A 23,191-nucleotide genomic window follows, 5' to 3' on the forward strand; every position below is an offset into this window, starting at 1 on the left:
CATGACGGTTCGAGGGGGGTGAGGGTGGCGCGTGGCGCCCGGGACTGCGGCGCGTGGCGCCCGGCACTACTTGGACTCGACCCGCCCGAGCGGGTCGGGTCCGGCCGCGAGCAGTGCGCACTCCGCGCCCCAGGCGGGATCCCCGGGGCGGAGCCGGCTACGCAGGTACGCCCAGGTGAGCCGCTGGACCACGGCGACCCGCCCGGGGTGCTCGTCCGTGGTCTCGGCGGCGTCGTATCCGGAGATCCCGCCGAGACCGTGCTCCGCGCCGAACAGCGTGAGCAGGGACTTGGGGCCCGGGGAGAGGGCGTACGGGTCGGTGTGCCAGGCCGCGCCGCGCACCGTCAGGTGGGGGGAGAGGTCCTGGTCGCCGGCGACCACGAGGGCGGGCGTCGCCCCCTCGGCCGGGCGCGGCGAGCAGCACGCCCGCCGTGATGCGGGGGTCGGCGAGGTCCGCCTCCGTGCCGTCGTCGGGGTCGGTGAGGCGGGCGCCCAGCAGCAGGCTCGCGGTGTGGCCGCTCATGGAGTGCCCGGCCACCGCCACCCTGCTCCGGTCCAGGCGTCCCAGGAGCTGCGGGACGGCGGCCTCGATCAGGTCGAGGCGGTCCAGGATCCGCGTCATGTCCTCGGCCCGCGATCGCCAGTACAGCGGCGCGCCAGGGGTACCGGGATCCAGGCGCAGTGTTCCGGAGCTCAGGTGGGTGGGCTGAACGACGGCGAAGCCGTGCGCCGCCCAGTGATCGGCGAGCGGGGCGTAGCCGTTCAGGGAGGAGAGGTGGTTCGAGGGCCCCTGGCCGTGGGAGAGCAGGACGATCGGCAGGTCGCCTCCGGTCACCGGGGCGGAGACCCGTAGGTGCAGGTCCACGGCGCGGCCGGGAGCCGGCAGGACCACCGGGGCGACCGAGAGGACGGGGGCGGGCTCGCTGACGGTGCCAGCGGTGTGGGGTGAGGTGTCCATGAGGTGCCTTTCCCTTCCCGCGGCTGCCGGGTTGGTGCGGCAGGCGGCGGGGGAGGCGGATGGGAGGACCCCGCTCGACTAGACTCAAAGCGGAACCTTGTTCCAGATACGATACGGAACGCCGTTCCGCTTAGTCAATCACCGCCCGGACGGAGATCGTGGTGTCCACAGCAGACCGGTCCGCGCAGACGCAGACGCGGACGCGGACGCCGGCCCCGGCCCCGGTCCGAGGCAAGCGGGCCGACGCGCTGCGCAACCAGCAGGCGCTCCTCGCGGCCGCCGCCGAGGTGTTCGCCGCCTCCGGCGTCGATGCGCCGATCCGTACCATCGCGGCGACGGCCGGCGTCGGCGTCGGGACGATCTACCGCCACTTCCCGACCCGGGCGGACCTCGTCGTGGCCGTCTACCGCCACCAGGTCGAGGCCTGCGCCGAGGCCGGCCCGGCCCTGCTGGCCGGCGCCGACTCCCCGCTCGCGGCGCTGCGGCAGTGGGTCGACCTCTTCGTCGACTTCCTGGTCACCAAGCACGGACTCGCCAACGCGGCGCAGTCGGACAGCGGCTTCGACGCGCTGCACGCCTACTTCGTCGACCGCCTGGTGCCCGTCTGCACCCGACTGCTCGACGCCGCCGTCGACGCCGGCGAGATCGAACCCGGCACGCAGGCGTACGAGCTGATGCGCGGCATCGGCAACCTCTGCATCGGGCGCGACAGCGATCCCGGCTACGACCCGCGCCGGCTGATCGACCTGCTGCTCCGGGGGCTGCGGCGGCGGGCCGCGGAGGCGGGCTGAAGGCCTGCGCATCGTGGTTCGCGGGGCCTTCCGGCGCCCAAGTGGCCTCCGCGAAGCGCTGGTTCTGCCTACATTGCAGGGAAGCGTCTTTGAGTATCCGGCTCTTCGGCGACGTGGTATGTCGATGGTGGGTCGGTCTGGCGGTGGATGGAGGAGGGATCCAAGATGGTCGTGGGGCGCGGTGGGAGGGTCCTGCTGGTGTTGGGCGGGGTTGTGGTTGCGGTGGGTGGGGTTACGGCAGCGCTCTTCGTTCGGGACTCGGGCGGGGTGGTGAAGCAGGAGAACCTCCCGCTCTCCCCGGAGATGCAGACGTTTGTTCAGAGCCCTGAGACGTTCGAGGAGTACCTTCGTTCGCATCCGCCGAAGCCACTGATGGGCGAGATCCGCGGAGGCGACAGGTAGCGCACACGCAAGCGGGGCTGTGCGGTCGAACGCACAGCCCCGCGCCCGGTGCCGACTGCTGTCAGTGGGCGTTGAGCCAGTTGATCACGGCCACGGCGTTTCCTCCATGGCTGGAGGAGTACATGTAGTTCTCGGTCCAGTTGTTGCTGCTGTCCGCCACCCGGTGGCTGTTGGTTCCCACGATCTGACTGTTTCCTTGGAAGTCGGAGACGATGGGGCCGCCGCTGGCACCGTGCCCCATGTCGCAGGGGAGCTTCAGGCGGTCATCGAAGGGGTTCCAGTTGCCCGCGTCCACGGCGTTGCCGTGGCAGTACATCGGCTTGGAGCCGTTGTGGAAGTCAGAACTCGGGCGGTTGTAACCATCCGTCGGGTATCCGAGCGAGGTGACTCCGTCGATGTCGGAGGCACTGTTGAAGCGGTATCCGTAGGCGCCGATCCAGTCCTGGAGGTTTCCGTACTCGGACTTTGCGGTGACGATTCCCCCGCCCATGTCGCCCCAGAGGTGGTCACCGTCATCGGCCCATGCGGACGAGACGATGATGGATTTCACGTTCCAGAACCCCCACGGTGCCGTTTCATCGTATCCCGGGGCGAAAAGGAATTTGGAGTAGAACCCTCCGCCTTTCCCGCTGTGCAGGCAGTGGCCTGCGGTCCAGATCGAGTTCTTGTTGTTCGCGACGACGACTGCTGCGCTGCAGGTGCCGAGCTTGTTGTCGCCGATGTCGAAGAAGAGACGGCCGGCGATGTTGATGTTTGAGCCGAGGGGCGATGCGAGGTCTGAGCGGGAGAGGTTCCCGATCGAGGCGGAAAGCGGCGAGGTTGGTGCTGCATTCTTGCGAGACCTGAGTGGTGCGACGGCGTCCGCGCTGGCTGTGGCCGGCTTTTGGGAGTTGCCGTTCGCGTGTTGAAGTGCATGCTCACGTGCCCTGTCGGTTGCTTCCTTGATCACCGTTGGTGTAGCCAACGGGTGGGAGGCTGCTTGACTTATCCGCTCAGGGGTCCAGAAGTCGAGGACGGCACGGTCTGAATCGGGCGCGGTCCAGGACGTGACGCCGTCGCTGGCTGCCCCTGAGTCGGTGTGATTGCCGGAGGCGGCCGTGGCGATACTTGGTCCGGCTGCCGAAACGATCAGAACTGTGGCGGCTGCGAAGGTGCGGTGGAACTTCAATTTCCACTCCGTTCGATCCTGGTCTTTGGTGCAACGTTTGCTCACGGTTCAATTCAGACCGTAGTAGTCGACTGTAGATCGAATTGCGAGTGAAGTGGCGATGGCTGAATACTGCGCAACCCTGTCTCAAATTCCGCGATTGAAAATCCGGGCGTGATTAATGTTTTGGTCTTCGGGGGATATCGGGGACGATGCGGGCGATGTGGAAAATATGGCCAGCAGTGCCCAAATTTGCGATAATGTCCGATTTGTTGTGTGAGTACTGGCTTCGCTTCGGCCGCGCTTTGGCTGGCCGATCCGAAGCCGTGTGAATGTCTGGCGCGTGGCCCCGGCGGGTCCTGTCTGCGGAAAAACTGGGGCAAAGATTGTGTAATGAATGATGGGTTCCGATGACGTTGCCCAAGTCGGGGCCCGGGCTTCCGCTTGAACGCGTGGGTCTGCGGTGCGGCGTCTCGTTGACGCTCTTGTCATGGGTGGAGGGTCGCTCCGGCGAGTGTGATTCGGGGGCCTCTGGGTGACCCCCGCGGTTCGCGCCACGGGGGCCCGTGGCATTGACAGGGGCCTTCGGCGGCTGAATGCTAAGCAAGCGCTTAGTCAATGAGAAGAGACCGAGGAGCCGCCCGATGTCCGAGACCCCTGCCTCCCCTCCGGGTGTGGACCTGGCTCGTCTCCGTTCCCGTCTGGAGCGTGAGCTGCCCGGTCTGGCCCAGGGGCCGCTGCGGGCCGACCTGATCGAAGGGGGCCGCTCGAACCTGACGTACGTCCTCGGCGACGGCGCCTCCCGGTGGGTGCTGCGCCGGCCGCCGCTCGGGCACGTCCTGGCCACCGCGCACGACATGGGGCGCGAGTACCGCGTGATGACCGCGCTGCGCGGCACCGGGGTGCCCGTGCCCCGCACGCTGCTGCTCGACCCGGGCACCGACACCCTCGGCGCGCCCTGGTACCTCATGGAGTACGTCCCCGGCACCGCGCACCGGGACGCCGCCCCGCTGGCCGCCCTCGGTGAGCAGCGGGTGCACGCGCTCGGGAGCAGGCTGGTCGACACCCTGGCGGCCCTGCACCGGATCGATCCCGCCGAGGTGGGCCTCGCCGACTTCGGGCGCCCCGAGGGCTACCTGGAGCGCCAGCTGCGCCGCTGGTCCAAGCAGCTCGCCGCCTCCCGCAGCCGCGACCTGCCGGACCTGGACCGGCTGCACGACCTGCTCGGCCGGCGGCTGCCCGTCTCGCCCGCGCCCGCGCTCGTGCACGGCGACTACCGCCTCGACAACGTCCTGGTGGACGAGGGCGACGGCATCACCGCCGTCCTGGACTGGGAGATGTCCACCCTCGGCGACCCGCTCACCGACGTCGGCCTCCTGGTGATGTACACCGAACTCGCCGGTGTCGGCGGCGGCATCATCCCCTCCGCGATGACCGCCCCCGGCTTCCCGAAGCCCGACGAGATCGTCGCCTCCTACGCCCGGGCGACCGGCCGCCGGGCGGAGGACCTTGACTGGTACGTCGCCTTCGCCTCCTTCAAGCTCGCCGCCGTCGCCGAGGGCATCCACTTCCGCTTCCGGCAGGGCCGCACCCTCGGCGCCGGATTCGACCGCGCGGGCGAGATGGCCCCGATCCTCGCCCGGCACGGCCTGAGCACCCTCAAGGAGAACTGAGACCGATGGACTTCGCCTACGACGCCAGGACGAACGAACTCCGCGAGCAGCTGCTCGCCTTCATGGACGAGCACGTGTACCCGGCCGAGCCCGTCCTCGCCGCCCAGCTCGCCGACCCGGCCCGGGACCGCTGGGCCGTCCCGCCGGTCGTCGCCGACCTCCAGGCCGAGGCCCGCAAGCAGAGCCTCTGGAACCTGTTCTTCGTGGACCAGCGCGGCCTGCCCGGTGAGTCAGGTGCCGGTCTGACCAACCTCCAGTACGCGCCGCTCGCCGAGATCACCGGCCGCAGCATCCAGTTGGCCCCGCCCGCGCTCAACTGCGCCGCCCCCGACACCGGCAACATGGAGCTGCTCGCCCAGTTCGGCAGCGCCGAGCAGCGCGAGCGCTGGCTGCGGCCGCTGCTGGACGGCGGGATCCGCTCCGCGTTCGCGATGACCGAGCCCGAGGTCGCCTCCTCGGACGCCACCAACATCGCCACCCGGATCGAACGGGACGGCGACGAGTACGTCGTCAACGGCCGCAAGTGGTACATCACCGGGGCGATGAACCCCGACTGCCGGATCCTCATCGTGATGGGCAAGACCGACCCGGCCGCCGAGCCGCACCGGCAACAGAGCATGGTGCTCGTCCCGCGCGACACCCCGGGCGTGACCGTCCGGCGCGGCATGACGGTCTTCGGGTACGACGACGCCGACCACGGCGGCCACGCCGAGGTGCTGTTCGAGGACGTCCGGGTCCCGGCGGGGAACCTTATCGGGGAGGAGGGCGCCGGCTTCGCCATCGCCCAGGCCCGGCTCGGCCCCGGCCGCATCCACCACTGCATGCGGGCCATCGGCATCGCCGAGCGGGCGCTGGAGCTGATGTGCCGCCGGGCCACCGAGCGGGTCGCGTTCGGGAAGCCGCTCGCCGAACAGGGCGTGGTGCAGGACTGGATCGCCGAGTCCCGGGTGCGGATCGAGCAGCTGCGGCTGCTGGTGCTGAAGACCGCCTGGCTGATGGACACCGTCGGCAACCGGGGCGCCCACACCGAGATCCAGGCGATCAAGATCGCCACCCCGCGCACCGTCGAGTGGATCCTGGACAAGGCCGTCCAGGCGCACGGCGCGGCCGGCGTCAGCCAGGACACCCCGCTCGCCCAGCTCTGGGCCGGCAACCGCACCCTGCGGCTGGCCGACGGCCCGGACGAGGTGCACAAGCGCTCGCTGGCCCGGCGGGAACTCAGGAGGTACCGCTAGACCGCACGGGGCGGATCCGCCCCCTTGACCCGGGCGGGACGTCTGCGGAAGTTTGCTTCCAGGCGACTGCACTTCATCGGCGCCGACCCGCTCGGGGGGCCGGCCATGGTCTGGGTCGACCTGGACACGGCGAGCATCGTCGTCAAGGGCCTCAAAGCGCTCCCCGACGACCCGCGTGTCGTCCCCATGCCCGGCACCGAGGCCATCGAACTGCCGGACCGCATGAGGCCGATCCTCCTGGAGGCGGTCGAGTTCGTCGAGGCGCTCGGGCGGGGCTGACCGGGGCCGGGCTGACGCGCCGTCACCCGCACCGTCCCGTAAGGGTGTGACACCCGGGTACTCAGGGACCGGTCGGCCCCCTGGTATGACGGCCGCGGCCCGTCCCCGACCGTAGTGTCCTCCGTGTTCGACCGATCGGAACACGGAGGAACATCATGGGCATTGCGGGACGGGCCGTCGCGGCGGTGGTGCTGGCGGCGACCGCGGTGGCGGCGGTGGCGGGCACGGTGGGGACAGCCGCGGCGGGCGCGCTCGCGCCACCGGAGGCCGGCACCGGGCGGCAGGCGCGGGCCTGGCTGCCGGAGCCCAGCGGGCCGTACCCGATCGGGACGACCGCCCTGCACCTCACCGACCCCGGACGGGAGGACCCGTGGCAGCCCGGTCGGCGGCGCGAGCTGATGATCAGCCTCTGGTACCCGACCTCCCACCCGGCCGCCGGAGCCGACCGCGCCCCGTACATGGAGCCCGCCGCCGGCCGGCACTTCGACGGCCCGGACGGCGTCGGCCTGCTCAACTACGGCACCGCTCCCGGCCGCACCGACTGGTCGGCGATCCGCACCCACGCCCGCCGGGACGCCCCGGCGCTGCCCGGCGGCCCGCGCCCGGTGGTGCTGTACTCGCCCGGCCTCGGCGACCCGCGCACCTGGGGGACGGCCCTGGTCGAGGACCTCGCCTCGCGCGGCTACGTGGTGGTCACCGTCGACCACACCTACGAGGCCTCCGAAGTCGCCTTCCCCGACGGCGACCTGGCCACCTCGGTGCTTCCCGGCATGCTCGGGCAGCCCGGCCTGGACATCGGCGCGGTGCTCCGCAAGGCGATGGACACCCGGGTCGCCGACACCCGCTTCGTGCTGGACCGGCTCGGCGGCCTGGCCGACCGGCCGGGCCTGCCCGCCGGGCTGGACGCGGCCCTCGACCTCACCCGGATCGGCATGGTCGGCCAGTCGGCGGGCGGCTTCACCGCGCTCCAGACCATGCACGACGACCCGCGGATCACGGCGGGCGTCAACATGGACGGCCAGCTGCACTTCCCCGGCCCGGACGGCCACACCGGCGTCGCCCTGCCCAGCGTCGCCGAGGACGGCCTGAACCGGCCGTTCCTGCTGATGGGCACCGGCGGCGAGGACTCCGGCAGCTACCGCGACCAGCCCGGCTGGAACGCCCTGTGGCAGCACAGCACCGGCTGGCACGCCGACGTCACCCTCACCGGCTCCCGCCACGGCTCGTACACCGACGCCCAGCCGCTGCTGCCCCAGCTCGCCCGGCAGGGCGTGCTCGACGCGGAGCGGCTGCGCAGGGACGTCGGCGACATCCGCCCCGGCCGCGCCGAACTCGCCACCCGCTCCTACGTCGCGTCCTTCTTCGACCGCTGGCTGCGCGGCCAGGACGACCACCTGCTGGACGGGCCCTCGGCGCGCTTCCCGGAGATGGCGTACGAGCGGTAGCCGCGGTGGGGGGCGCGTCCTCCTCTCTGCCGAACTGCGGCGGCCTCGCCTCGAAGCCCGCGGCCGTGGAAGGAATCAGCGGATCTCCGAGCCGGGGTTGGCCTCGTCCCAGCGCCGGCGGGAGGAGACGATCGCGTCGTGGTGGTCGTACGACCAGTCCGTCATCGCCCGCACCAGGTGGGTCAGGCTGTGTCCGAGTGGGGTCAGCTCGTACTCCACCTGCGGGGGGACGGTCGGGTGGACGGTCCGCGAGACGACTCCGTCCCGTTCCAGCCGGCGTACGGTGAGGGTCAGCATCCGCTGCGAGATGCCCGGCAGGGCGCGCTGAAGCTCGCGGAACCGCCGTACGCCCTGGGCGAGTTCGACGACGGTCAGCACGGACCACTTGTCGCCCAGCCGGTCCAGCAGGTCGCGGATCCCGCAGTCCACGCCGTCCTCGCACCAGACCACCGGGCGGGGGGTGGTTACCGCGGTGTGCCCTGCTGACATGAAAGTGCCTCCTTACGCCGGACGGCCAGGCTACCGAGGATGGTCGTGGCGCCGATCGCGGTGCCGACGAACGATCAACCCCGGAGGAACCCCATGCTGCTCGTCACCGGTGTCAACGGAGGTCTGGGCGCGCTCGTGCTGGAGCGGCTCGCCGGACGGGACGGGGTCGTGGCCGGCTCGCGCACGCCGGAGCGGGTGCCGGACGGCGTGCCGGCCCGGCTGGTGGACTTCGACCGGCCCGAGACGCTGGCCGAGGCGTTCGCCGGCGTGCGGACCCTGCTGCTGATCTCGGCCGGCGCCGCCGAGGACGACGTGGTGACCGCCCGGCACGGTGCCGCGATCGAGGCGGCGGAGGCGGCGGGCGTACGGCACGTCGTGTACACCAGCCTGTCCGGCGACGGCGACCACCTGCCGTACGCCCTCGCCCACCGCTGGACCGAGCGCCGGCTGCGCGCGTCCGCCACCCTGCGCTGGACGGTGCTGCGCAACGGCCTGTACGCCGAGTTCCTGGGCGCGATCGCGGCGCCGGGCCCGGACGGGGTGATCAGCGCCCCGCTCGGGGACGGCGGGCTCGCGGCGGTGGCGCGGGCCGACCTCGCCGAGGCGGCGGTGAACGTCGCCCTGGCACCCGAGGGGCACGCGGGGCGGACCTACGAGCTGGTGGGGGAGCGGGCGCTGGGCGGCGCGGACCTGGCCGAGGCGCTCGGCGCCGAGTACCGGCCGGGCCGGCTCACGGCGGCCAGGGCGGCGGTGGCGGCCTCGGACGCGCTGGACTTCCAGGTGCCGATGCTGGTGGGCACCTACTCGGCGATCGCCCACGGCTTCCTCGCCGGGCCGGGCGGGCCGGGCGACCTCGCGGCACTGCTCGGCCGCGAGCCGCGCCCGGCCCTGGAGGTCATCGCCCAGGGGCGGTGAGCCCCGCGCCCACCGGCCACCGGCCACCGGCCACCCGCCACCGGCCACCCGCCGCCCACCGCCCACCCGCCCACCCGCCGGTCACCGGCCGCCCACCGATCACCCGCGGCCCCGGCGCGCGTCAGTCGCCGAGGACGGCGATCCGGCCGGTGCTGCGCCCGGTGGCGACGCGCAGGACGGCGTCCGAGGCGGCCGCCAGCGGCACCCGGGCGCTCACCAGCGGACGGACGATGCCCTGGCGGGCCAGCTCGGTGAGTTCGTCGTGGGCGGTGCTGACGGCGCGCGGGTCGTGGGTGTTGTAGAGCCCCCAGTGCAGGCCCAGGATCGAGTAGTTCTTCACCAGGGCGTGGTTGAGCGCCGGGGCGGGGATCTGCCCGGCGGCGAAGCCGACCACCACGATCCGGCCCTCGAAGGCGACGCACTTGGTGGAGCCGGTGTAGGCGTCGCCGCCGACCGGGTCGAAGACCACGTCCGCGCCGCGTCCGTCGGTGGCCTCCTTGACGGCGGCGACGAAGTCCCGCACCCTGCGGTCCACCACCAGGTCGGCGCCGAGCGCCCTGGCCGTCTCCGCCTTCGCGGGCCCGCCGACCACGGCGATCACCCGGGCCCCGGCGGCCCGGCCGAGCTGGACCGCCGCGCTGCCGGTGCCGCCGGCCGCCGCGTGCACCAGCAGGGTCTCGCCGGCCCGCAGCCGGGCCCGGCGGTGCAGCGCGAACCAGGCGGTCTGGTAGCCGACGTGCAGGGCGGCCGCCTCGGCGTCGTCCAGCGCCTCGGGCGCGGGGAACGCGGCGGCGGCGTCCAGCAGCGCGTACTCGGCGAAGGCACCGTGCGGCAGCACCGGGTTGCCGATCAGCCGCTCGCCGCGCCGGGCGCCGTCCGCCACCTCGCCGCACAGCTCCACGCCGGGCGTGAACGGCAGCGGCGGGCGGACCTGGTACTGCCCGCGCACCATCAGCGCGTCCGGGAAGTTCACGGCCGCCGCCCGGACCCTGACCAGCAGCTGCCCCGGGCCGGGCACCGGCCGGGCGACGTCCTCGGCCAGCCGCATCACCTCGGCGGGCTCGCCGAGTTCCTCCACCTGCCAGGCCCTCACAGCACCTCGCTCCTCTCCAGTCCCTGCTGGAGCCGGTTCATCCCGGCGATCCAGCGGTCCGGGTCGGTGGCCCGGACGCGGTAGTAGTCGGCGACCTCGGGGTGCGGCAGGAGCAGGAACCGCTCCGCGAGGATGCCGTTCAGCGCGGCCTCGGCGACGTCCGCCGGGTCCAGTGCGGTGGGGGCCAGCAGCGCCTCGCCGACCGCACCGGTGGAGGCGAGCAGGTCGGTGCGCACGCCCTGGGGGCAGAGCGCGTGCACCCGGACGCCCCGGTGGCGGTAGGTCGCGGAGAGCCACTCGGCGAAGACCAGCGCGCCGTGCTTGGTGACGGCGTAAGGGGCGGAGCCGAGCATGGTGAGCAGCCCGGCGGCGGAGACGGTGGCCAGGAAGCGGCCCTCACCGCGCTCCAGCCAGCGGGGGAGCAGCAGGTCGGCGGCCCGGACGTGGGCCATCACGTTGACCTCCCAGGCGTCCGCCCAGGCCGCGGCGGGCGCGTCGGCCCCGCCCGCCGGGGCGACGCCCGCGTTGGCGCACCAGACGTCGATCTCGCCGAGTTCGGCGCGGGCCCGCCGGACCAGCTCGGCCAGGCCCTCGGCGGAGGCGGCGTCCCCGGGCAGTGCGGTGCCGCCGCACTGCCCGGAGACGGCGTGGGCCGCCGCGGCGTCCAGGTCGTTGACCGCCACCCGGGCGCCGGCCGCGGTGAAGGCCCGGGCCAGCGCGGCGCCGATGCCCCGCCCGCCGCCGGTCACCACCACGCCCCGGCCGTCGAACGCCCCGGTGGTCACAGCCCACCGCCGAGGGTGACCCCGCCGTCCAGGACCAGGGTCTGGCCGGTGATCCAGCCGGCGTCCGGGGAGAGCAGGAAGGCGACGGCGCCGGCGACGTCCTCGGGGACGCCGAGGCGGCCCAGCGGGTAGGCCCTGGCGACCTTCTCCTCGCGGCCCTCGTACAGGGCCTCGGCGAACCTGGTCTTGACGACGGCGGGCGCGACCGCGTTGACCCGGATGCCCTGGGGGCCCAGTTCGGCGGCGAGTTCGGTGGTGAGGCGGATCAGGGCGGCCTTGCTGACGCCGTACATGCCGATCCCGGGCGAGGAGCGGATGCCCGCGACGGAGGCGACGTTGACGATCGAGCCGCCGTGCCCGGCCATCCAGGCGGCGTGCACGCGGCGGGTCCAGGCGAGCGGGGCCAGCACGTTGACGGCGAGGATCTTGGCGGCGGAGGCCTCGTCGGTGTCGAGGACCGGGCCGTACACCGGGTTGATGCCGGTGTTGTTGACCAGGTGGTCCAGCCGGCCGAAGGCCTCCAGGGTGCGGGCGACGGCCTCCTCCTGGTGCGCCGGGTCGTCGGCCCTGCCCGCGACGGCGATGGCGTTGTCCGGGCCGCCCAGGTCGCGGACGGCCTCGGCCAGCGGCTCCGGGTTGCGGGCGGTGAGGCAGACCCTGGCCCCGCGGTCGACCAGCTCGCGCGCGATGCCGAGGCCGATGCCCCGGCTCGACCCGGTGACGACGGCCACCCGGTCCTTGAAGGAGTGCACCACGGAGCGTCCTGCCTTTCGTGCGAGGATCCCTGCCAGTCCCTGACTAAGCGCTTGCTCAGCATGCTGTCGGTGCGGGAGCCTGTCAACAGCCTGCCGAACGCCTGCCCGGTCCGTGGGGTGGTCGGCGGGAATGCCTGTACGAGTTCTCTGGGAGGATGACGCCATGACCAGCACCCCGCTCGCCGACCTCTGGCCGACCCTGCCCGGCGCCGACGCGCGCCCCGAAGCGGCGTACCGGCTGCTCCAGGCCGCGGTCGAGTCGTTCGCGGAGCGCGGCTTCCACGCCACCACGACCCGGGACATCGCCACCGCGGCGGGGATGAGCCCGGCGGCGCTGTACATCCACTACCAGTCGAAGGCCGCGCTGCTCGCCGAGATCAGCCGGGCCGGGCACGCCGCCACGCTGGCCCTGGTCCGGGGCGCGGCCGCGGGGCCGGGCGGTCCGGTCGAGCGGATGCGGCGGCTGGTGGAGGAGTTCACCGCCTGGCACGCCAGGGCCAGGACGGTCGGCCGGGTGGTCAACTACGAGCTGCACGCGCTGCCCGAGGACGCCTACGCCGTGGTCGCGGCGCTGCGGCTGGACATCGAGCGCGAGGTCAGCGCGCTGATCGGGGCGGGGGTGGCGGTCGGCGAGTTCCAGGTGGCGGAGGTGCGGACGGCGGCCCGCGCGGTCACCTCGCTGGGCATCGACGTCTCCCGCTGGTATACCGGCAACTCCACCGAGGCGCCGGAGGAACTCGGGCGCCGTTACGGCGAGTTGGTCCTGCGGATGCTCGGCGCCCGGGCCTGACCGCGGGCGTCGCCGGGCCTGACCGCGGGCGTCGCCGGGCCTGACCGCGGGCGTCCCCGGGGCGGGTCGGAGAAGTTCCGGGCCCGCCCTTGACCTGCTCACGGAGTGCGAGCAGACTCGTATACGAAGTACGTGTGCCTCGTAGGCGTACAGCGCACAGGGACCGGCACGCAGGGTGACACCGCGGACCCCTCCCGGCGCACTCCCACCGCAGCTCCGACGCTGCGGATCGAAGCAGATCACCTCCCGCGGCGACCACGCCCCCGACCGGCGGCGCCGACGGGACCAACCCCCCGACCCGGGCCGGCCCGGCCGGGTCGTGCCGCCGCCACCGTGCGGCGGCACGGGACGGCGCGCGCCGCGCCGTGGCGCGGCCCGGGCGGTTGGAGAGAGGGAGGCGCAGTGATGCCCTTCCGGCAATCGCATCAGGTCCGGCCCCGCTTCTGGCTGGAGACCGCCCTCGGCGGGCTGTCCGGACTGCTGTTCCTGCTCACCCTGGTGTGGCCGCAGTGGATCGAGACGCTCCTCGGCGTCGACCCGGACGCCGGCAGCGGCGCGGCGGAGTGGCTCGTGGTCGCGCTGGCGGCCGCCGTCACCGCCGCCTGCCTGCTCGGCGCGCGGATCGAGTGGCGCCGGGCGCACCCGTCCTCGGTCCGCGCCGTGCGGTGAACGGAGAGGAGGATCGTCATGACGGACACCACGCCCGTCAAGGGCGAGGAGCTCACCGATCTCGTCCGGCGGGCCCCGCTGAGCTTCCTGGGCACGGTCACCCGGGTCGGCGGCACCTCGCTCGCCGCCTTCCCGGCCAATGCCAGGAACGAACGGACGACCGTGGTCCGGGTGGACCAGGTGCTGCACGCGCCGGAGGCCTTCCGGCAACTCGGCGGCAGCGAGGTCACCGTCCAACTGGCTCCCGACGCCGACCTGTTGAAGGTCGGCGACGCGGCGGCCTTCTTCACCCAGGGCCTGGTCTACGGCGAGGGCCTGGGCGTCGCCGAAGTCGGCCGGCTGCCGGCCGAGGCCGTCCGGCCGCACGTCTCGATGGCCGCCACCACGGCCGACGAGCTGCCGTTCTCCTCGGTGCAGCGGAAGATCCGCGACCAGGACCTGGCCGCGCACGCGGGCGAGGCGGACGCCGTCGTCCTCGGCACCGTGGTCGGCCTGGAGGACCTCGGCCTGCCCGACCACTCCGAGCACGCCCCGCACTGGTGGCGGGCCACGCTCGACGTCTCGCTCGTCGAGTCCGGCGCCGCCGCCCCCGGACGGATCACCGTCCTCTACCCGAGCAGCGGGGACGTCCGCTGGCGCCGGTCGCCGAAACCGGTGCCCGGCCAGCTGGGCCTGTGGCTGCTGCACGTGGCCGGGGGCGACCTGGCCGCGCAGGCCCCGTACACGCTGCTCCACCCCGACGACTACCAGCCGGCGCAGAAGCTCGCCGTGCTGAGGGAACGGAGGTGAGCCGGATGCCCACCATCAAGGTCGTCGACATCACCCCCAGGGCGCAGAGCGGCGACGTGGGGCTGGACAGCGAGCCCAACCTCGCGGTCAACCCGGAGAACCCGGACGAACTGGTCGCGACCGCCTTCACCGCCGACCCGATGAACGGACCGCTCGCCCCGGTCTACGTCTCGACGGACGGCGGGGACACCTGGGTGCTGAACAGCGTCGTCCCCGGCAACGGGGACCTCGGCACCGGGGACATCAGCGTCGGTTTCGGCGCGAAGGGAGGCCGCCTCTACACGGGCATCCTCAACGGCGTGACCGGCGACCTCCAGATCCTGCGCGCGCCGGTCATCACCTCGACCGCGCCGATGGCCGTGCTCGTCGACCGGAGCGGGGAGGACCAGCCCTGGGTGGTCGCCACCACCGCCACGGTGAACGGCAGCAGCACCGACCGGGTGTACATCGGCAACAACGACGTCGCGCGGCAGGGCGGCACCGCCACCGTGGACGTCTCGCACGACGCGGGCACGGGGCCCGCACCGGCCGGCTTCGCGCCCGTGCTGCTCGACCGGCGGGCCGGCACGCTCTTCGACGGGCCGCCGGTGCGGATCGCCGCGCACCCGGACGGCACGGTCTACGTCGCGTTCATGAGCATCACCGCCACCGGTGCGGGGTCCGTGATCACCTTCGACGTCGTGGTGACCCGCGACGACAAGGGCGGCATCGGACCGAACCCCTTCGAGGACCTCCTCGACTCGGCCGACAGCGAGGTCGGCCAGCGCGCGGTCACCGGCCGGAAGGCCCGGTTCAACCCGCGCCAGCGGACGCTGGGCCAGGAGCGCACCGGTGCCGACCTGTCCGTCGCCGTGGACCCGACGGACTCCAACAGTGTCTGGATCGCCTACTGCGACAACCTCGGCGGGACCGCCCCCACCGACTACGTGCTGCACAGCCGCCACTCGGCGGACCGCGGGCAGACCTGGTCCGCGGCCCGCCCGGACGTGGTCAACGGCAAGAACCCGTCGCTGGCGGTCAACTCGGACGGCCTGGTCGGACTGGTCTACCAGCGGTTGGTCCACAACCAGTGGTCGACGGTGCTGGAGCTGACCGCCGACGGATTCGGCACCACGGAGAGCCACGTGCTGCACCAGGCCCCGGGGGACGTCCCGCCGGCGGGCGCGCAGCTGCCGTACCTCGGTGACTACATCCGGATGGTCACGGTCGGGAAGGACTTCTACGGGATCTTCGCCGGCAACAACACGCCCGACCGGGCCAACTTCCCGGTGGGCGTGACCTACCAGCGCAACGCCAACTTCACCACCCGTCAACTGCTCAGCACGGACGGCGTGACCAAGGTCGCGCCGTCCATCGACCCGTTCTTCTTCCACCGGGCCGCCTGAGCGCACGGGTCGCCTGGGCACACGGGTCGCCTGGGCACACGGGTCGCCTGGGCACACGGGTCGCCTGGGCACACGGGCCACCGCGCCCGCCACGAACGGTCGTGGCGGGCGCCGTGCTGTCGGGCACTGTGGCTTCGGGGGTCTCCAGGGGTCTCCGGGGGTCTCGACGGTGGCGCGGGGTCTCAGGTGGCGGCCAGGCAGAACTGCACCAGCCCGGCGTCCACGTCGAGGACGATCTTCTCCATCTCCGCCCACGGCGGGTGGAAGGGGTTGGGCGACGGGACCGCGTCGTTGCCCCACTCGACCGTGAAGCCGAGCACCTTGCCCCGGTGGTCGGGGTCGGTGAAGTGGCGGGTGTAGACGTAGTCGTCGCTGGTCCCGCTGGTCGGGTACAGGTGGAAGCCGGTCATCGGCTTGTACGGCACACCGCGTACGCCGCTGACGCCCTGGCAGAACGCCTCGGCGAGCAGCTTGGCGGTGTCCTCGTCGCCCTTGGGGATGTACTCGGAGTACGCGAGGTCGCCGGGCAGGCCGCGTCTGCCGTCGTACTGGGAGTTGCGGAAGTTCATGTCCGGGTCGACCGACTGGTTGTCGTCGTCGCCCCAGTTGTAGAGCATGTCCTGCGCGTAGCTGTGGACGTCGACGAACCACCTGGTCCGCGGGCACTGGTCGAGCAGCCAGCGGACGTTGCGGGTCTCCGGCTCGGAGAACGCGCTCGGGCCCGCGTAGACCTGCGGATCGCACGGGTCGGCCGACACCTGGGGGTTCGCGGCCGGGTCGAAGGCCGTGGCGAAGTCGAAGAGGAAGTCGTAGTTGCGGTTGAGGTCGACACCGACGCAGGACGGGTTCGGGCTGCCGCCGGCGTTGGCCGGGTTGCGGTTCTTGCGCCACATCGACCGGACGGTCTGGCTGTAGAGCCGCCCGTCGGGGTTGACCAGCGGGTAGACCACCAGGTCCAGCCGGTGCAGCAGCGCGTCGACCTGGTCGGCGGTGAAGGTGGTGCCGCCGTAGCCGAGGCCGGTGCCGTCGCGCTGGGCCTCCAGGAGGTCGGCGGCGAAGTGGACGAGCACCTCGCAGCTGCCCCACTCACGGGCGTGCACGCCGCCGATCATCAGCACGCAGTCCTTGGGGGCCGGCGCGGGTGTGCTGATCCTCAGGGCGTGGGCGGTGCGGCCCTCGAAGGAGCGCTCGGGCAGGGTGATGAGCTGGGTGGAACCGGGGAAGGCGGCGGCCAGGCTGGTGACGGCGGACTCGACCTCGGTGATGTTCAGGTACGGCATGACGGGCCTCCCGGGTCAGCCGGTGAGCTTGGCGGCGAGGCCGTGCGGGACGGCGTCGGCGGGGGCGAACCGGTCGCCGCCGCCGACCTCGGCCTGGGCGGCGCGCCCGGCCTCACTGGCGTTGCCGGTCCTGGTGACCGTGACGCCCTCGCGTTCGAGGGCGGGCACCTGGGCGGCCGTGGCGTAGACGTCGATGCCGATGCGGCCGTCCGCCTCGACGTGCGGGCGTCCGCCGGTGTCGGATCGGGTGTCGCGCAGCAGTGCGCGCAGGGTCTGCGGGTCCTTGGCGGTGACGCGCAGGCGCAGGATGTCGTCGTGCGGGTCATGCGGGTCGTACGGAACGGCGGACATGGCGGTCTTCTTCCGGGTGCCGTCGGAGCGGGGCCGGAGCGGTGTCCGGCGGCTCCCCGGGCGGCGCCGATTGGAGGGTATATGTCCGACGTGTACCTCGTATCCTCAGGATGCGTCGTCGCCGTAGAAGTCGTCAAGGGGTGGCTTGGGCATCCCGTCGAGCAGGCTGTCCAGGCCGCGCAGCATCTCGGCGTCGTCGTCGAAGTCGGCGAACCGGGGCACCAGGGCGCGCAGCCGCGGGTAGTCGGCGGCGGGCAGCAGGTGCAGGCCGAGCCGCAGGGCCGGGTCCGGCTCCTCCGGGTTGTCGACCACCTGACGCTTGTCCACCAGCAGACAGCCGAGGTTCCAGGCGACGAAGGTGCGGTAGACGGTCAGCGAGCCCGCGTCGTCGAAGCCGGCCCGGCCGAGCACGGCGAGGATGTGCTCGGTGAGTTCGAGCACCGAGGCCGGGCGGCGGACCACCGGGACGGCCAGCGGGCGGGTCGCGACCAGCGGCAGGATCTCCGGGTGGGCGTGCGCGGTGGCGGCGAACGCCTGGGCGATCCGACGCAGTTCGGCGCGCCAGTCCACCCCGCCGGGGCCGCGGCCGGTGCTGCTGCCGGTCCGCAGCCGGGTGTTGATCTCGTCGAAGTAGGCCTCGACCAGGCCGTCGATCAGGGCCTCCTTGCCCGGGGTGTACCGGTACAGGGCCATCGACTCCACGCCGAGGTCGGCCGCGAGCCTGCGCATGGTCAGCGCGGCCAGGCCCTCGCGGTCGACCAGGGCCACGGCGGCGCCCAGCACCAGCGGGCGGCTCAGCCGGCCCCGCTTCTCGGGGGGGTCCTGCTCGGCCATGTCCGCACTCCTCCGGGTCGGTGGCAGCGTCGGCGGCCGTGCCCGGGCTGGTCGGGTCCGAGCCGGTCGGGGAGCGGCTCGGCGGATCTGCCGCGGTGCGGGGCCCGCTGCCGGGCTGGGTCTTCGGCGGATGTCAATCGGCGGATGATGTCACTCAGCGGATACAGAACCAGGATACAAGGTATGAATCGGACGTAGCCGGGTGAGCGGGTGCTGTCTGTGGATTCGTTGATTCCGCTGGTCAGTCGACCGGTCGGGCGGCGGGTCGGGCCGTGAGGGCGGCGACCGGGATGGCGGGGTCGGCTGCGGTGAGTGACCGAAACGGGCGGCGACGGCCGGTGGCGGGGGTGGCGTGGCGGGCTCGATCCGCCGTCGGGCGTTGGGGGTTGGGGTCGTACGCGGGACGGTGGGTGTGGTGACGGGGACGGGCCGGTCGAACGCGGTGTGTAGTCGGGCGGGGCTTCAGTCGAGGGGCAGACGGACGGCGAGGACGGCGACCAGGGCTGTGCCCCGGGGCGGGGGTGGCAACCGGCATTCCAGGGGCGCCGGGTAGCGTGGGCCGTCCGGACACCGTCCCCGTGAGGAGAGCCGATGAGCAGTCAGAACGACCGGGTGCGCGAGCTGTTGGCGGAGGCCTGGACCTCCTGGGCGGAGCGGGGTGCGGGTCTGGGCGTCGAGGAGTGGGACAGGCCGACCCGGCTGCCCGGGTGGACCGTCCGGGCGCTGTACGCGCACGTGGCGCCGGTGCCGGAGATGTTCACGGGGCTGCGCGGGGCGGTCGTCGACGGGCCGGCCGAGGTGGCCACCGGGGCCGGCATCCTGCGGGCCTACAACCGGCCGGGCGGCCTCGCCCACACCGCCGCCGGGCAGATCGCCGAGGCGGCGACGCAGTCGGCGGGGGAGACCGGGCCCGCCGTGCTGATCGCCCGGTTCGGTGTCGAGGGTCCGGCGGCGCTGGCCGGTCTGGCCGACCTGTCGCCGGACGCCACGGTGGCGCACCCGCTGCTCGGGAGTGTGACGGTCGGTGCGCTCGGCGAGGTGGCGTTGATGGAGGCGACCGTCCACCTGCTCGACCTGATCGCGGCCGTCGGCGGCCCGCCGCCCGCGGAGGGGGCGTTGTCCTTCACCCGTGCGCTGCTGGCGGAGGTCGCCGACCCGGTGGCCTTCATCGAGGCGGCGACCGGGCGCGGCGCGGAGGCGGTGCTGCCGGTCATCCGGTGAGCCGGCGGGGCGCCGGGGCGCCGGGGCGGCCATCAGGTGAGGTGGCCGACCGGCGATCCGGTCCGCGGATGAGGCGTACGCGTCACATGTCATGAGCCTTTCAAAGGTGCGGGTTTGCTGTCACGCTGCTGCTCCCGGCCCGCTCCCCACGAGAGGCTCCGATGAGAAGAATCCTGCCTGCCCTGACCGGCGCCGCCCTGTTCGCGGCGACCGGCCTCGCGGCGCTCGCCACCCCCGCTGTGGCGAGCGCCGCGGACTGCACACCCGCCCAGGTGGTGGCCAACGGCGGTTTCGAGTCCGGCGGTTCGCCCTGGACGGCGCCCAGCGGCGCGATCACCGCCGACAGCGGCCAGAGCGCGCACTCCGGCAGCTCCTACGCCTGGCTCGACGGTTACGGCTCCAGCCACACCGACACGCTCTCGCAGTCCGTCACCCTCCCGGCCGGATGCGGCGCCGCGACGCTCGGGTTCTGGCTGCACGTCGACACCGCCGAGACGACCGGCAGCACCGCCTACGACAAGCTGTCCGTCAGGCTCGGCTCCACCACCGTGGCCGGCTACTCCAACCTGGACGCCCAGGCCGGGTACGTGCACAAGACCGTCGACGTGTCCGCCTTCGCGGGCCAGACCGTGACGCTCGCCTTCACCGGCGTCGAGGACGCCGGCCTCCAGACCAGCTTCGTGCTGGACGACGTCACCCTGGACGCCTCCGGCGGCGGCACCCCGCCCCAGCCCGGCGACCCGACCCGCACCCCGGCCGCGCCGGCCTACACCGTAAGCCTCACCAGCGACGCCTCCGGCGGCAGTTGGACCGGACACGAGAGCGTGACCTTCGCCAACGCCTCGCCCACCCCGCTGAACGAGGTGTACCTGCGGCTGTGGGACAACGCCCACGGCAGCTGCCCCGGCACCCCGGTCACGGTGACCAACGTGACCGGCGGCACCGCCTCCCCGCTCACGGTGAACTGCACCGCGCTGAAGATCACCCTGCCGGCTCCGCTCGCGCAGGGCCAGAGCGGCACCGTCGGCTTCGACCTCGGCATCACCGTGCCGAGCGGCGCGGACCGCTTCGGCCACGACGGCGCGTACAACTTCCTCGGCAACGCCCTGCCCGTCCTGGCGATACGGGACGCGGCCGGCTGGCACCTCGACCCGTACACCAACAACGGCGAGTCCTTCTACGCGGTGGCCTCGGACTTCGCCGTCACCCTGGACCACCCGACCGGCCTGCTGGTGCCCGCGACCGGCACCTCGGTGGACACCCCCGGCGCGGCCGGCCGGACCGTCACCAAGGCGACCGCGAGCAAGGTGCGCGAATTCGCCTGGGGCGCCGGACCGTTCACCAGGATCTCCGGCACCTCCGCGGCCGGGGTGAAGGTGAACGTCTACTCGGTGGCCGGGATCAGCGCGGCCGACTCCGCGTCGATGCTCTCCACCGCGACCTCGGCGGTCGACGCCCACGCCCAGCGCTTCGGGGCCTACCCGTACGGCGAGCTGGACGCGGTGATCGACAACAACTTCTGGTTCGGCGGCATGGAGTACCCGGGATTCGTCCTCGACCTGGTCAGCAACACGGCGCTCACCCACGAGATCGGCCACCAGTGGTGGTACGGCATCGTGGGCGACGACGAGTACAACGGCCCCTGGCTGGACGAGGCCTTCACCGACTACGCCACCGACCTCGCCCTCGGCAAGACCGGCAACGGCTGCTGGAACAGCGTCTCCTGGGCCTCCCCGGCCGAGAAGATCACCAACTCGATGGCGTACTGGGACGCCAACTCCTCCCGCTACTCCACGGTCGTCTACGGCTACGGCAAGTGCGCCCTGCACGACCTGCGACGGACGATCGGCGACACCGCGATGACCACGCTGCTGCGGACCTACGCGCAGGCGCACTGGTACGGCATCTCCACCACCGCGGAGTTCAAGGCCGCGGCCCAGGCCGCCACCACCGTGGACCTGACCTCCTTCTGGAGCCGGCACCGCATCGAGGGCTGAGCCCGTACGGCCCCGTGCCGCCTCCGGTCCCGGCCGGGGGCGGCACCCTTCGATGCCCCCTGACGCCCCTTGACGCCCCTTGACGCCACGGGGGGCCGGGAGGACGCTGTACGTGTACGACATAAGCGTGTGCCGTACGCGGACAGTCGAAAGCACACGACCAAGAGTCGCGAGGCTCCCGGCGCTGACCCGACCGCTGGAGCGATCATGTCGACCAACCACTACGTGGCGCTGCCGGACAGCTCCCGCGTTCCGCTGGGCGGAGCGCGGGTCATCGGACCGGCCGACCCACGGGCACCCCTGACCGTCACCGTCTACCTGCGGCGCGACCCCGACGCGCCCCCGCGTCCCGACGTCTACGAACTCGCGATGCAGCCACCGACCCGCCGCACCGCCCCCGACGACGACGCGTACGCCGCCGTCCACCGGTGGCGCGACACCGACCTCAAGGCGGTCGAGGCGTTCGCCGGCGATCACCACCTCGCCGTCTCCCACGAGAACCCGCTGGCCCGCAGCGTCCAGCTGACCGGCACCACCGAGGACGTCTCGAACGCCTTCCGGGTCACCCTGGCCCGCTACCGCTACCGGGACGCCGACGACAACCCCCGGATCTACCGCGGCCGCGAAGGCGCGGTCAACGTCCCCGCCGGGCTGAGCGGCATCGTCACCGGCGTCTTCGGCCTGGACAACCGGCCGATCGGCGCCAACCTGCTGATCCGCCAGGCCTTCACGGACCTCTCGCTGCCGATCGCCGAGGCCGTGCCGGGGCTGCCGGCCGGAGTCTTCCTCCCGACCGACCTGGAGACCCCGTACGCCTACCCCGCCGGAACCGACGGCAGCGGACAGTGCGTCGCCGTCCTCGCGTTCAACGGCGAGACGGATCCCGGCGTCCCCTCCGGCGGCTACTCGGCCGACGCGCTGCGCACCTACTTCGCCGCCCTCGGCCGGCCCATGCCGGACATCACCAACGTGGTGATCCCGAACGTCGGATCCACCGGCAACGACCCGGGCCGGGACGACGGGGGACCGCTGCGGCTCGACAGCACCGGTGAGATCATGCTCGACCTCGCGGTGGTCGGCTCCCTCGCGCCCAAGGCGAAGATCGTCGTCTACTTCAGCAAGTTCACCGAGCAGGGCTGGGTGGACGTGATTCACCGGATCGTGACCGACACGGTCAACCGGCCCTCGGTGATCTCCTGCAGCTACGGCAACGCCGAGGAGGGCCGCACCGTGTGGACCCCCGGGGCGATCGCCAGCGCCGACGCGGCCTTCGCCAACGCGGCCGAGAAGTTCATCAGCATCTGCTGCGCCTCGGGCGACGACGGCTCGAAGGACCAGGCGCTCGACGAGCGCGCCCACGCCGACTTCCCCGCCTCCAGCCCGCACGTGCTCGGCGTCGGCGGCACCCGCCTGGTGGTGGATCAGGGGCAGGTGGTCAGCGAGACCGTCTGGGACGACGGTGCGGGCAACCGGACCGGTGGCGGCATCAGCAAGCTGTTCCCGGTGCCGCCCTTCCAGGACGGCGCCCAGGTGCCCCCGTCGGCCAACCCGCCGCACGCGCAGGGCCGGGGCGTGCCGGACGTGGCCGCGCTCGCGGCCGGCAGCACCGGCGTGGTCGTCCCGAGCATCGACGGCGAGCACGTCCTCGTGACCGGCGGCACCAGCGCCGCCGCGCCGATGTGGTCCGCGTTGCTGGCCAGGGTCAACCAGGGCCTGCCCGGCGCGGCCCAGGTCGGCTTCCTGAACCCGCTGCTGTACGCGAAGCTGGCGACGGGCGTGCTGCGGGACGTCACCAAGGGCAGCAACGGCGCGTACTTCGCCGGGAGGGGCTGGGACGCGTGCACCGGCCTCGGCACCCCCGGCGGCCAGCGGTTGCTGGACGGGCTCAAGGCCCTGTGACCCGCGGCC

Annotated in this window: 22 protein-coding genes and 1 pseudogene; 14 read left to right on the forward strand and 9 right to left on the reverse strand. The window is 72.9% G+C overall.

Going from position 1 to position 23,191, the window contains the following annotated elements:
* Positions 1–66: 66 nt before the first annotated feature.
* Positions 67–958 (reverse strand): annotated as a pseudogene (locus ACIQOW_RS38395) (alpha/beta hydrolase family protein).
* Positions 959–1,119: 161 nt separating this feature from the next.
* Between ACIQOW_RS38395 and ACIQOW_RS38400 the strand changes: the two are divergent.
* A complete protein-coding gene (locus ACIQOW_RS38400) occupies positions 1,120–1,749 on the forward strand; it encodes a TetR/AcrR family transcriptional regulator (protein ID WP_401092474.1) in 630 nt (209 codons plus the stop codon).
* A gap of 165 nt (positions 1,750–1,914) precedes the next feature.
* Entirely contained in the window at positions 1,915–2,151 is a 237-nt protein-coding gene (locus tag ACIQOW_RS38405) for a hypothetical protein (RefSeq protein ID WP_401092475.1), read from the forward strand.
* A gap of 61 nt (positions 2,152–2,212) precedes the next feature.
* On the opposite strand, the gene ACIQOW_RS38410 is transcribed toward ACIQOW_RS38405, so the two are convergent.
* A complete protein-coding gene (locus tag ACIQOW_RS38410) occupies positions 2,213–3,364 on the reverse strand; it encodes a trypsin-like serine peptidase (RefSeq protein WP_401092476.1) in 1,152 nt (383 codons plus the stop codon).
* A 578-nt stretch (positions 3,365–3,942) separates the two neighbouring features.
* Here ACIQOW_RS38410 and ACIQOW_RS38415 point away from each other — a divergent pair.
* The 4 genes from ACIQOW_RS38415 to ACIQOW_RS38430 all read left to right on the forward strand — a co-directional run bounded on the left by ACIQOW_RS38415 (position 3,943) and on the right by ACIQOW_RS38430 (position 7,930).
* On the forward strand, positions 3,943–4,971 hold the full coding sequence (locus tag ACIQOW_RS38415; RefSeq protein WP_401092477.1) for a phosphotransferase family protein: 1,029 nt from the start codon (positions 3,943–3,945) through the stop codon (positions 4,969–4,971).
* A 5-nt stretch (positions 4,972–4,976) separates the two neighbouring features.
* Positions 4,977–6,206 (forward strand): acyl-CoA dehydrogenase family protein, encoded by a 1,230-nt coding sequence (locus ACIQOW_RS38420; protein ID WP_401092478.1) that lies wholly within the window; start codon positions 4,977–4,979, stop codon positions 6,204–6,206.
* A gap of 105 nt (positions 6,207–6,311) precedes the next feature.
* The gene (locus ACIQOW_RS38425; protein WP_401092479.1) at positions 6,312–6,485 is read left to right on the forward strand and encodes a hypothetical protein; all 174 of its coding nucleotides are present in this window, start codon (positions 6,312–6,314) and stop codon (positions 6,483–6,485) included.
* A 155-nt stretch (positions 6,486–6,640) separates the two neighbouring features.
* Positions 6,641–7,930 carry an alpha/beta hydrolase family protein gene (locus ACIQOW_RS38430; RefSeq protein ID WP_401092480.1) on the forward strand — a complete coding sequence of 430 codons (1,290 nt, stop codon included), beginning with the start codon at positions 6,641–6,643 and terminating at the stop codon, positions 7,928–7,930.
* Positions 7,931–8,005: 75 nt separating this feature from the next.
* On the opposite strand, the gene ACIQOW_RS38435 is transcribed toward ACIQOW_RS38430, so the two are convergent.
* Positions 8,006–8,419 carry a helix-turn-helix domain-containing protein gene (locus tag ACIQOW_RS38435; protein WP_188298436.1) on the reverse strand — a complete coding sequence of 138 codons (414 nt, stop codon included), beginning with the start codon at positions 8,417–8,419 and terminating at the stop codon, positions 8,006–8,008.
* Positions 8,420–8,512: 93 nt separating this feature from the next.
* On the opposite strand from ACIQOW_RS38435, the gene ACIQOW_RS38440 reads away from it, so the two are divergent.
* Entirely contained in the window at positions 8,513–9,334 is an 822-nt protein-coding gene (locus ACIQOW_RS38440; protein WP_401092481.1) for an NAD(P)H-binding protein, read from the forward strand.
* A gap of 121 nt (positions 9,335–9,455) precedes the next feature.
* Here ACIQOW_RS38440 and ACIQOW_RS38445 read toward each other — a convergent pair whose 3' ends face one another.
* Genes ACIQOW_RS38445 through ACIQOW_RS38455 form a run of 3 tightly spaced genes read right to left on the reverse strand, consistent with a single transcriptional unit; the run spans position 9,456 to position 11,967 of the window.
* Complete coding sequence (locus ACIQOW_RS38445) at positions 9,456–10,427, reverse strand: NADPH:quinone oxidoreductase family protein (RefSeq protein WP_401092482.1); 972 nt, start codon at positions 10,425–10,427, stop codon at positions 9,456–9,458.
* A complete protein-coding gene (locus tag ACIQOW_RS38450) occupies positions 10,424–11,212 on the reverse strand; it encodes an SDR family oxidoreductase (protein WP_401092483.1) in 789 nt (262 codons plus the stop codon). The genes ACIQOW_RS38445 and ACIQOW_RS38450 overlap by 4 nt, the downstream gene beginning before the upstream one ends.
* The gene (locus ACIQOW_RS38455) at positions 11,209–11,967 is read right to left on the reverse strand and encodes an SDR family oxidoreductase (RefSeq protein WP_317620342.1); all 759 of its coding nucleotides are present in this window, start codon (positions 11,965–11,967) and stop codon (positions 11,209–11,211) included. Before ACIQOW_RS38455 ends, ACIQOW_RS38450 begins: the two co-directional genes overlap by 4 nt.
* A 163-nt stretch (positions 11,968–12,130) precedes the next feature.
* Between ACIQOW_RS38455 and ACIQOW_RS38460 the strand changes: the two genes are divergently transcribed.
* From ACIQOW_RS38460 to ACIQOW_RS38475, 4 genes are all read left to right on the forward strand, one after another.
* A complete protein-coding gene (locus ACIQOW_RS38460; protein ID WP_401092484.1) occupies positions 12,131–12,757 on the forward strand; it encodes a TetR/AcrR family transcriptional regulator in 627 nt (208 codons plus the stop codon).
* A gap of 405 nt (positions 12,758–13,162) precedes the next feature.
* On the forward strand, positions 13,163–13,426 hold the full coding sequence (locus ACIQOW_RS38465) for an ABC transporter permease (RefSeq protein ID WP_401092485.1): 264 nt from the start codon (positions 13,163–13,165) through the stop codon (positions 13,424–13,426).
* An 18-nt stretch (positions 13,427–13,444) separates the two neighbouring features.
* Positions 13,445–14,215 carry a hypothetical protein gene (locus ACIQOW_RS38470; RefSeq protein WP_401092486.1) on the forward strand — a complete coding sequence of 257 codons (771 nt, stop codon included), beginning with the start codon at positions 13,445–13,447 and terminating at the stop codon, positions 14,213–14,215.
* A gap of 5 nt (positions 14,216–14,220) precedes the next feature.
* On the forward strand, positions 14,221–15,600 hold the full coding sequence (locus ACIQOW_RS38475; RefSeq protein ID WP_401092487.1) for a hypothetical protein: 1,380 nt from the start codon (positions 14,221–14,223) through the stop codon (positions 15,598–15,600).
* A 182-nt stretch (positions 15,601–15,782) separates the two neighbouring features.
* Here the strand turns inward: ACIQOW_RS38475 and ACIQOW_RS38480 are convergent, their stop codons facing one another.
* The 3 genes from ACIQOW_RS38480 to ACIQOW_RS38490 form a co-directional block, all read right to left on the reverse strand.
* Positions 15,783–16,880, reverse strand: a complete 1,098-nt coding sequence (locus ACIQOW_RS38480; RefSeq protein WP_401092488.1) for a M14 family metallopeptidase — start codon at positions 16,878–16,880, stop codon at positions 15,783–15,785.
* A 15-nt stretch (positions 16,881–16,895) separates the two neighbouring features.
* On the reverse strand, positions 16,896–17,231 hold the full coding sequence (locus ACIQOW_RS38485; RefSeq protein WP_401092489.1) for a hypothetical protein: 336 nt from the start codon (positions 17,229–17,231) through the stop codon (positions 16,896–16,898).
* A 105-nt stretch (positions 17,232–17,336) separates the two neighbouring features.
* On the reverse strand, positions 17,337–18,065 hold the full coding sequence (locus tag ACIQOW_RS38490; protein ID WP_401092490.1) for a TetR/AcrR family transcriptional regulator: 729 nt from the start codon (positions 18,063–18,065) through the stop codon (positions 17,337–17,339).
* Between the two features lie 591 nt (positions 18,066–18,656).
* Between ACIQOW_RS38490 and ACIQOW_RS38495 the strand changes: the two genes are divergently transcribed.
* The 3 genes from ACIQOW_RS38495 to ACIQOW_RS38505 all read left to right on the forward strand — a co-directional run bounded on the left by ACIQOW_RS38495 (position 18,657) and on the right by ACIQOW_RS38505 (position 23,182).
* A complete protein-coding gene (locus ACIQOW_RS38495; protein WP_401092491.1) occupies positions 18,657–19,286 on the forward strand; it encodes a maleylpyruvate isomerase N-terminal domain-containing protein in 630 nt (209 codons plus the stop codon).
* Positions 19,287–19,447: 161 nt separating this feature from the next.
* Positions 19,448–21,283 carry a M1 family aminopeptidase gene (locus ACIQOW_RS38500; RefSeq protein WP_401092492.1) on the forward strand — a complete coding sequence of 612 codons (1,836 nt, stop codon included), beginning with the start codon at positions 19,448–19,450 and terminating at the stop codon, positions 21,281–21,283.
* 207 nt (positions 21,284–21,490) lie between these two features.
* Complete coding sequence (locus ACIQOW_RS38505; RefSeq protein WP_401092493.1) at positions 21,491–23,182, forward strand: protease pro-enzyme activation domain-containing protein; 1,692 nt, start codon at positions 21,491–21,493, stop codon at positions 23,180–23,182.
* The last annotated feature ends 9 nt before the right edge of the window (positions 23,183–23,191 follow it).

The sequence above is a fragment of the Kitasatospora sp. NPDC091335 genome (assembly GCF_044757205.1).
In the GTDB taxonomy this organism is placed as follows: Bacteria; Actinomycetota; Actinomycetes; order Streptomycetales; family Streptomycetaceae; genus Kitasatospora.

Coding starts and splice junctions, on each gene's coding strand:
- ACIQOW_RS38405 (WP_401092475.1), top strand. CDS start 1,915: ATGGTCGTGGGGCGCGGTGGGAGGGTCCTGCTGGTGTTGGGCGGGGTT.
- ACIQOW_RS38415 (WP_401092477.1), top strand. CDS start 3,943: ATGTCCGAGACCCCTGCCTCCCCTCCGGGTGTGGACCTGGCTCGTCTC.
- ACIQOW_RS38420 (WP_401092478.1), top strand. CDS start 4,977: ATGGACTTCGCCTACGACGCCAGGACGAACGAACTCCGCGAGCAGCTG.
- ACIQOW_RS38425 (WP_401092479.1), top strand. CDS start 6,312: ATGGTCTGGGTCGACCTGGACACGGCGAGCATCGTCGTCAAGGGCCTC.
- ACIQOW_RS38430 (WP_401092480.1), top strand. CDS start 6,641: ATGGGCATTGCGGGACGGGCCGTCGCGGCGGTGGTGCTGGCGGCGACC.
- ACIQOW_RS38435 (WP_188298436.1), bottom strand. CDS start 8,419: ATGTCAGCAGGGCACACCGCGGTAACCACCCCCCGCCCGGTGGTCTGG.
- ACIQOW_RS38440 (WP_401092481.1), top strand. CDS start 8,513: ATGCTGCTCGTCACCGGTGTCAACGGAGGTCTGGGCGCGCTCGTGCTG.
- ACIQOW_RS38460 (WP_401092484.1), top strand. CDS start 12,131: ATGACCAGCACCCCGCTCGCCGACCTCTGGCCGACCCTGCCCGGCGCC.
- ACIQOW_RS38465 (WP_401092485.1), top strand. CDS start 13,163: ATGCCCTTCCGGCAATCGCATCAGGTCCGGCCCCGCTTCTGGCTGGAG.
- ACIQOW_RS38470 (WP_401092486.1), top strand. CDS start 13,445: ATGACGGACACCACGCCCGTCAAGGGCGAGGAGCTCACCGATCTCGTC.
- ACIQOW_RS38475 (WP_401092487.1), top strand. CDS start 14,221: ATGCCCACCATCAAGGTCGTCGACATCACCCCCAGGGCGCAGAGCGGC.
- ACIQOW_RS38480 (WP_401092488.1), bottom strand. CDS start 16,880: ATGCCGTACCTGAACATCACCGAGGTCGAGTCCGCCGTCACCAGCCTG.
- ACIQOW_RS38485 (WP_401092489.1), bottom strand. CDS start 17,231: ATGTCCGCCGTTCCGTACGACCCGCATGACCCGCACGACGACATCCTG.
- ACIQOW_RS38490 (WP_401092490.1), bottom strand. CDS start 18,065: ATGGCCGAGCAGGACCCCCCCGAGAAGCGGGGCCGGCTGAGCCGCCCG.
- ACIQOW_RS38495 (WP_401092491.1), top strand. CDS start 18,657: ATGAGCAGTCAGAACGACCGGGTGCGCGAGCTGTTGGCGGAGGCCTGG.
- ACIQOW_RS38500 (WP_401092492.1), top strand. CDS start 19,448: ATGAGAAGAATCCTGCCTGCCCTGACCGGCGCCGCCCTGTTCGCGGCG.
- ACIQOW_RS38505 (WP_401092493.1), top strand. CDS start 21,491: ATGTCGACCAACCACTACGTGGCGCTGCCGGACAGCTCCCGCGTTCCG.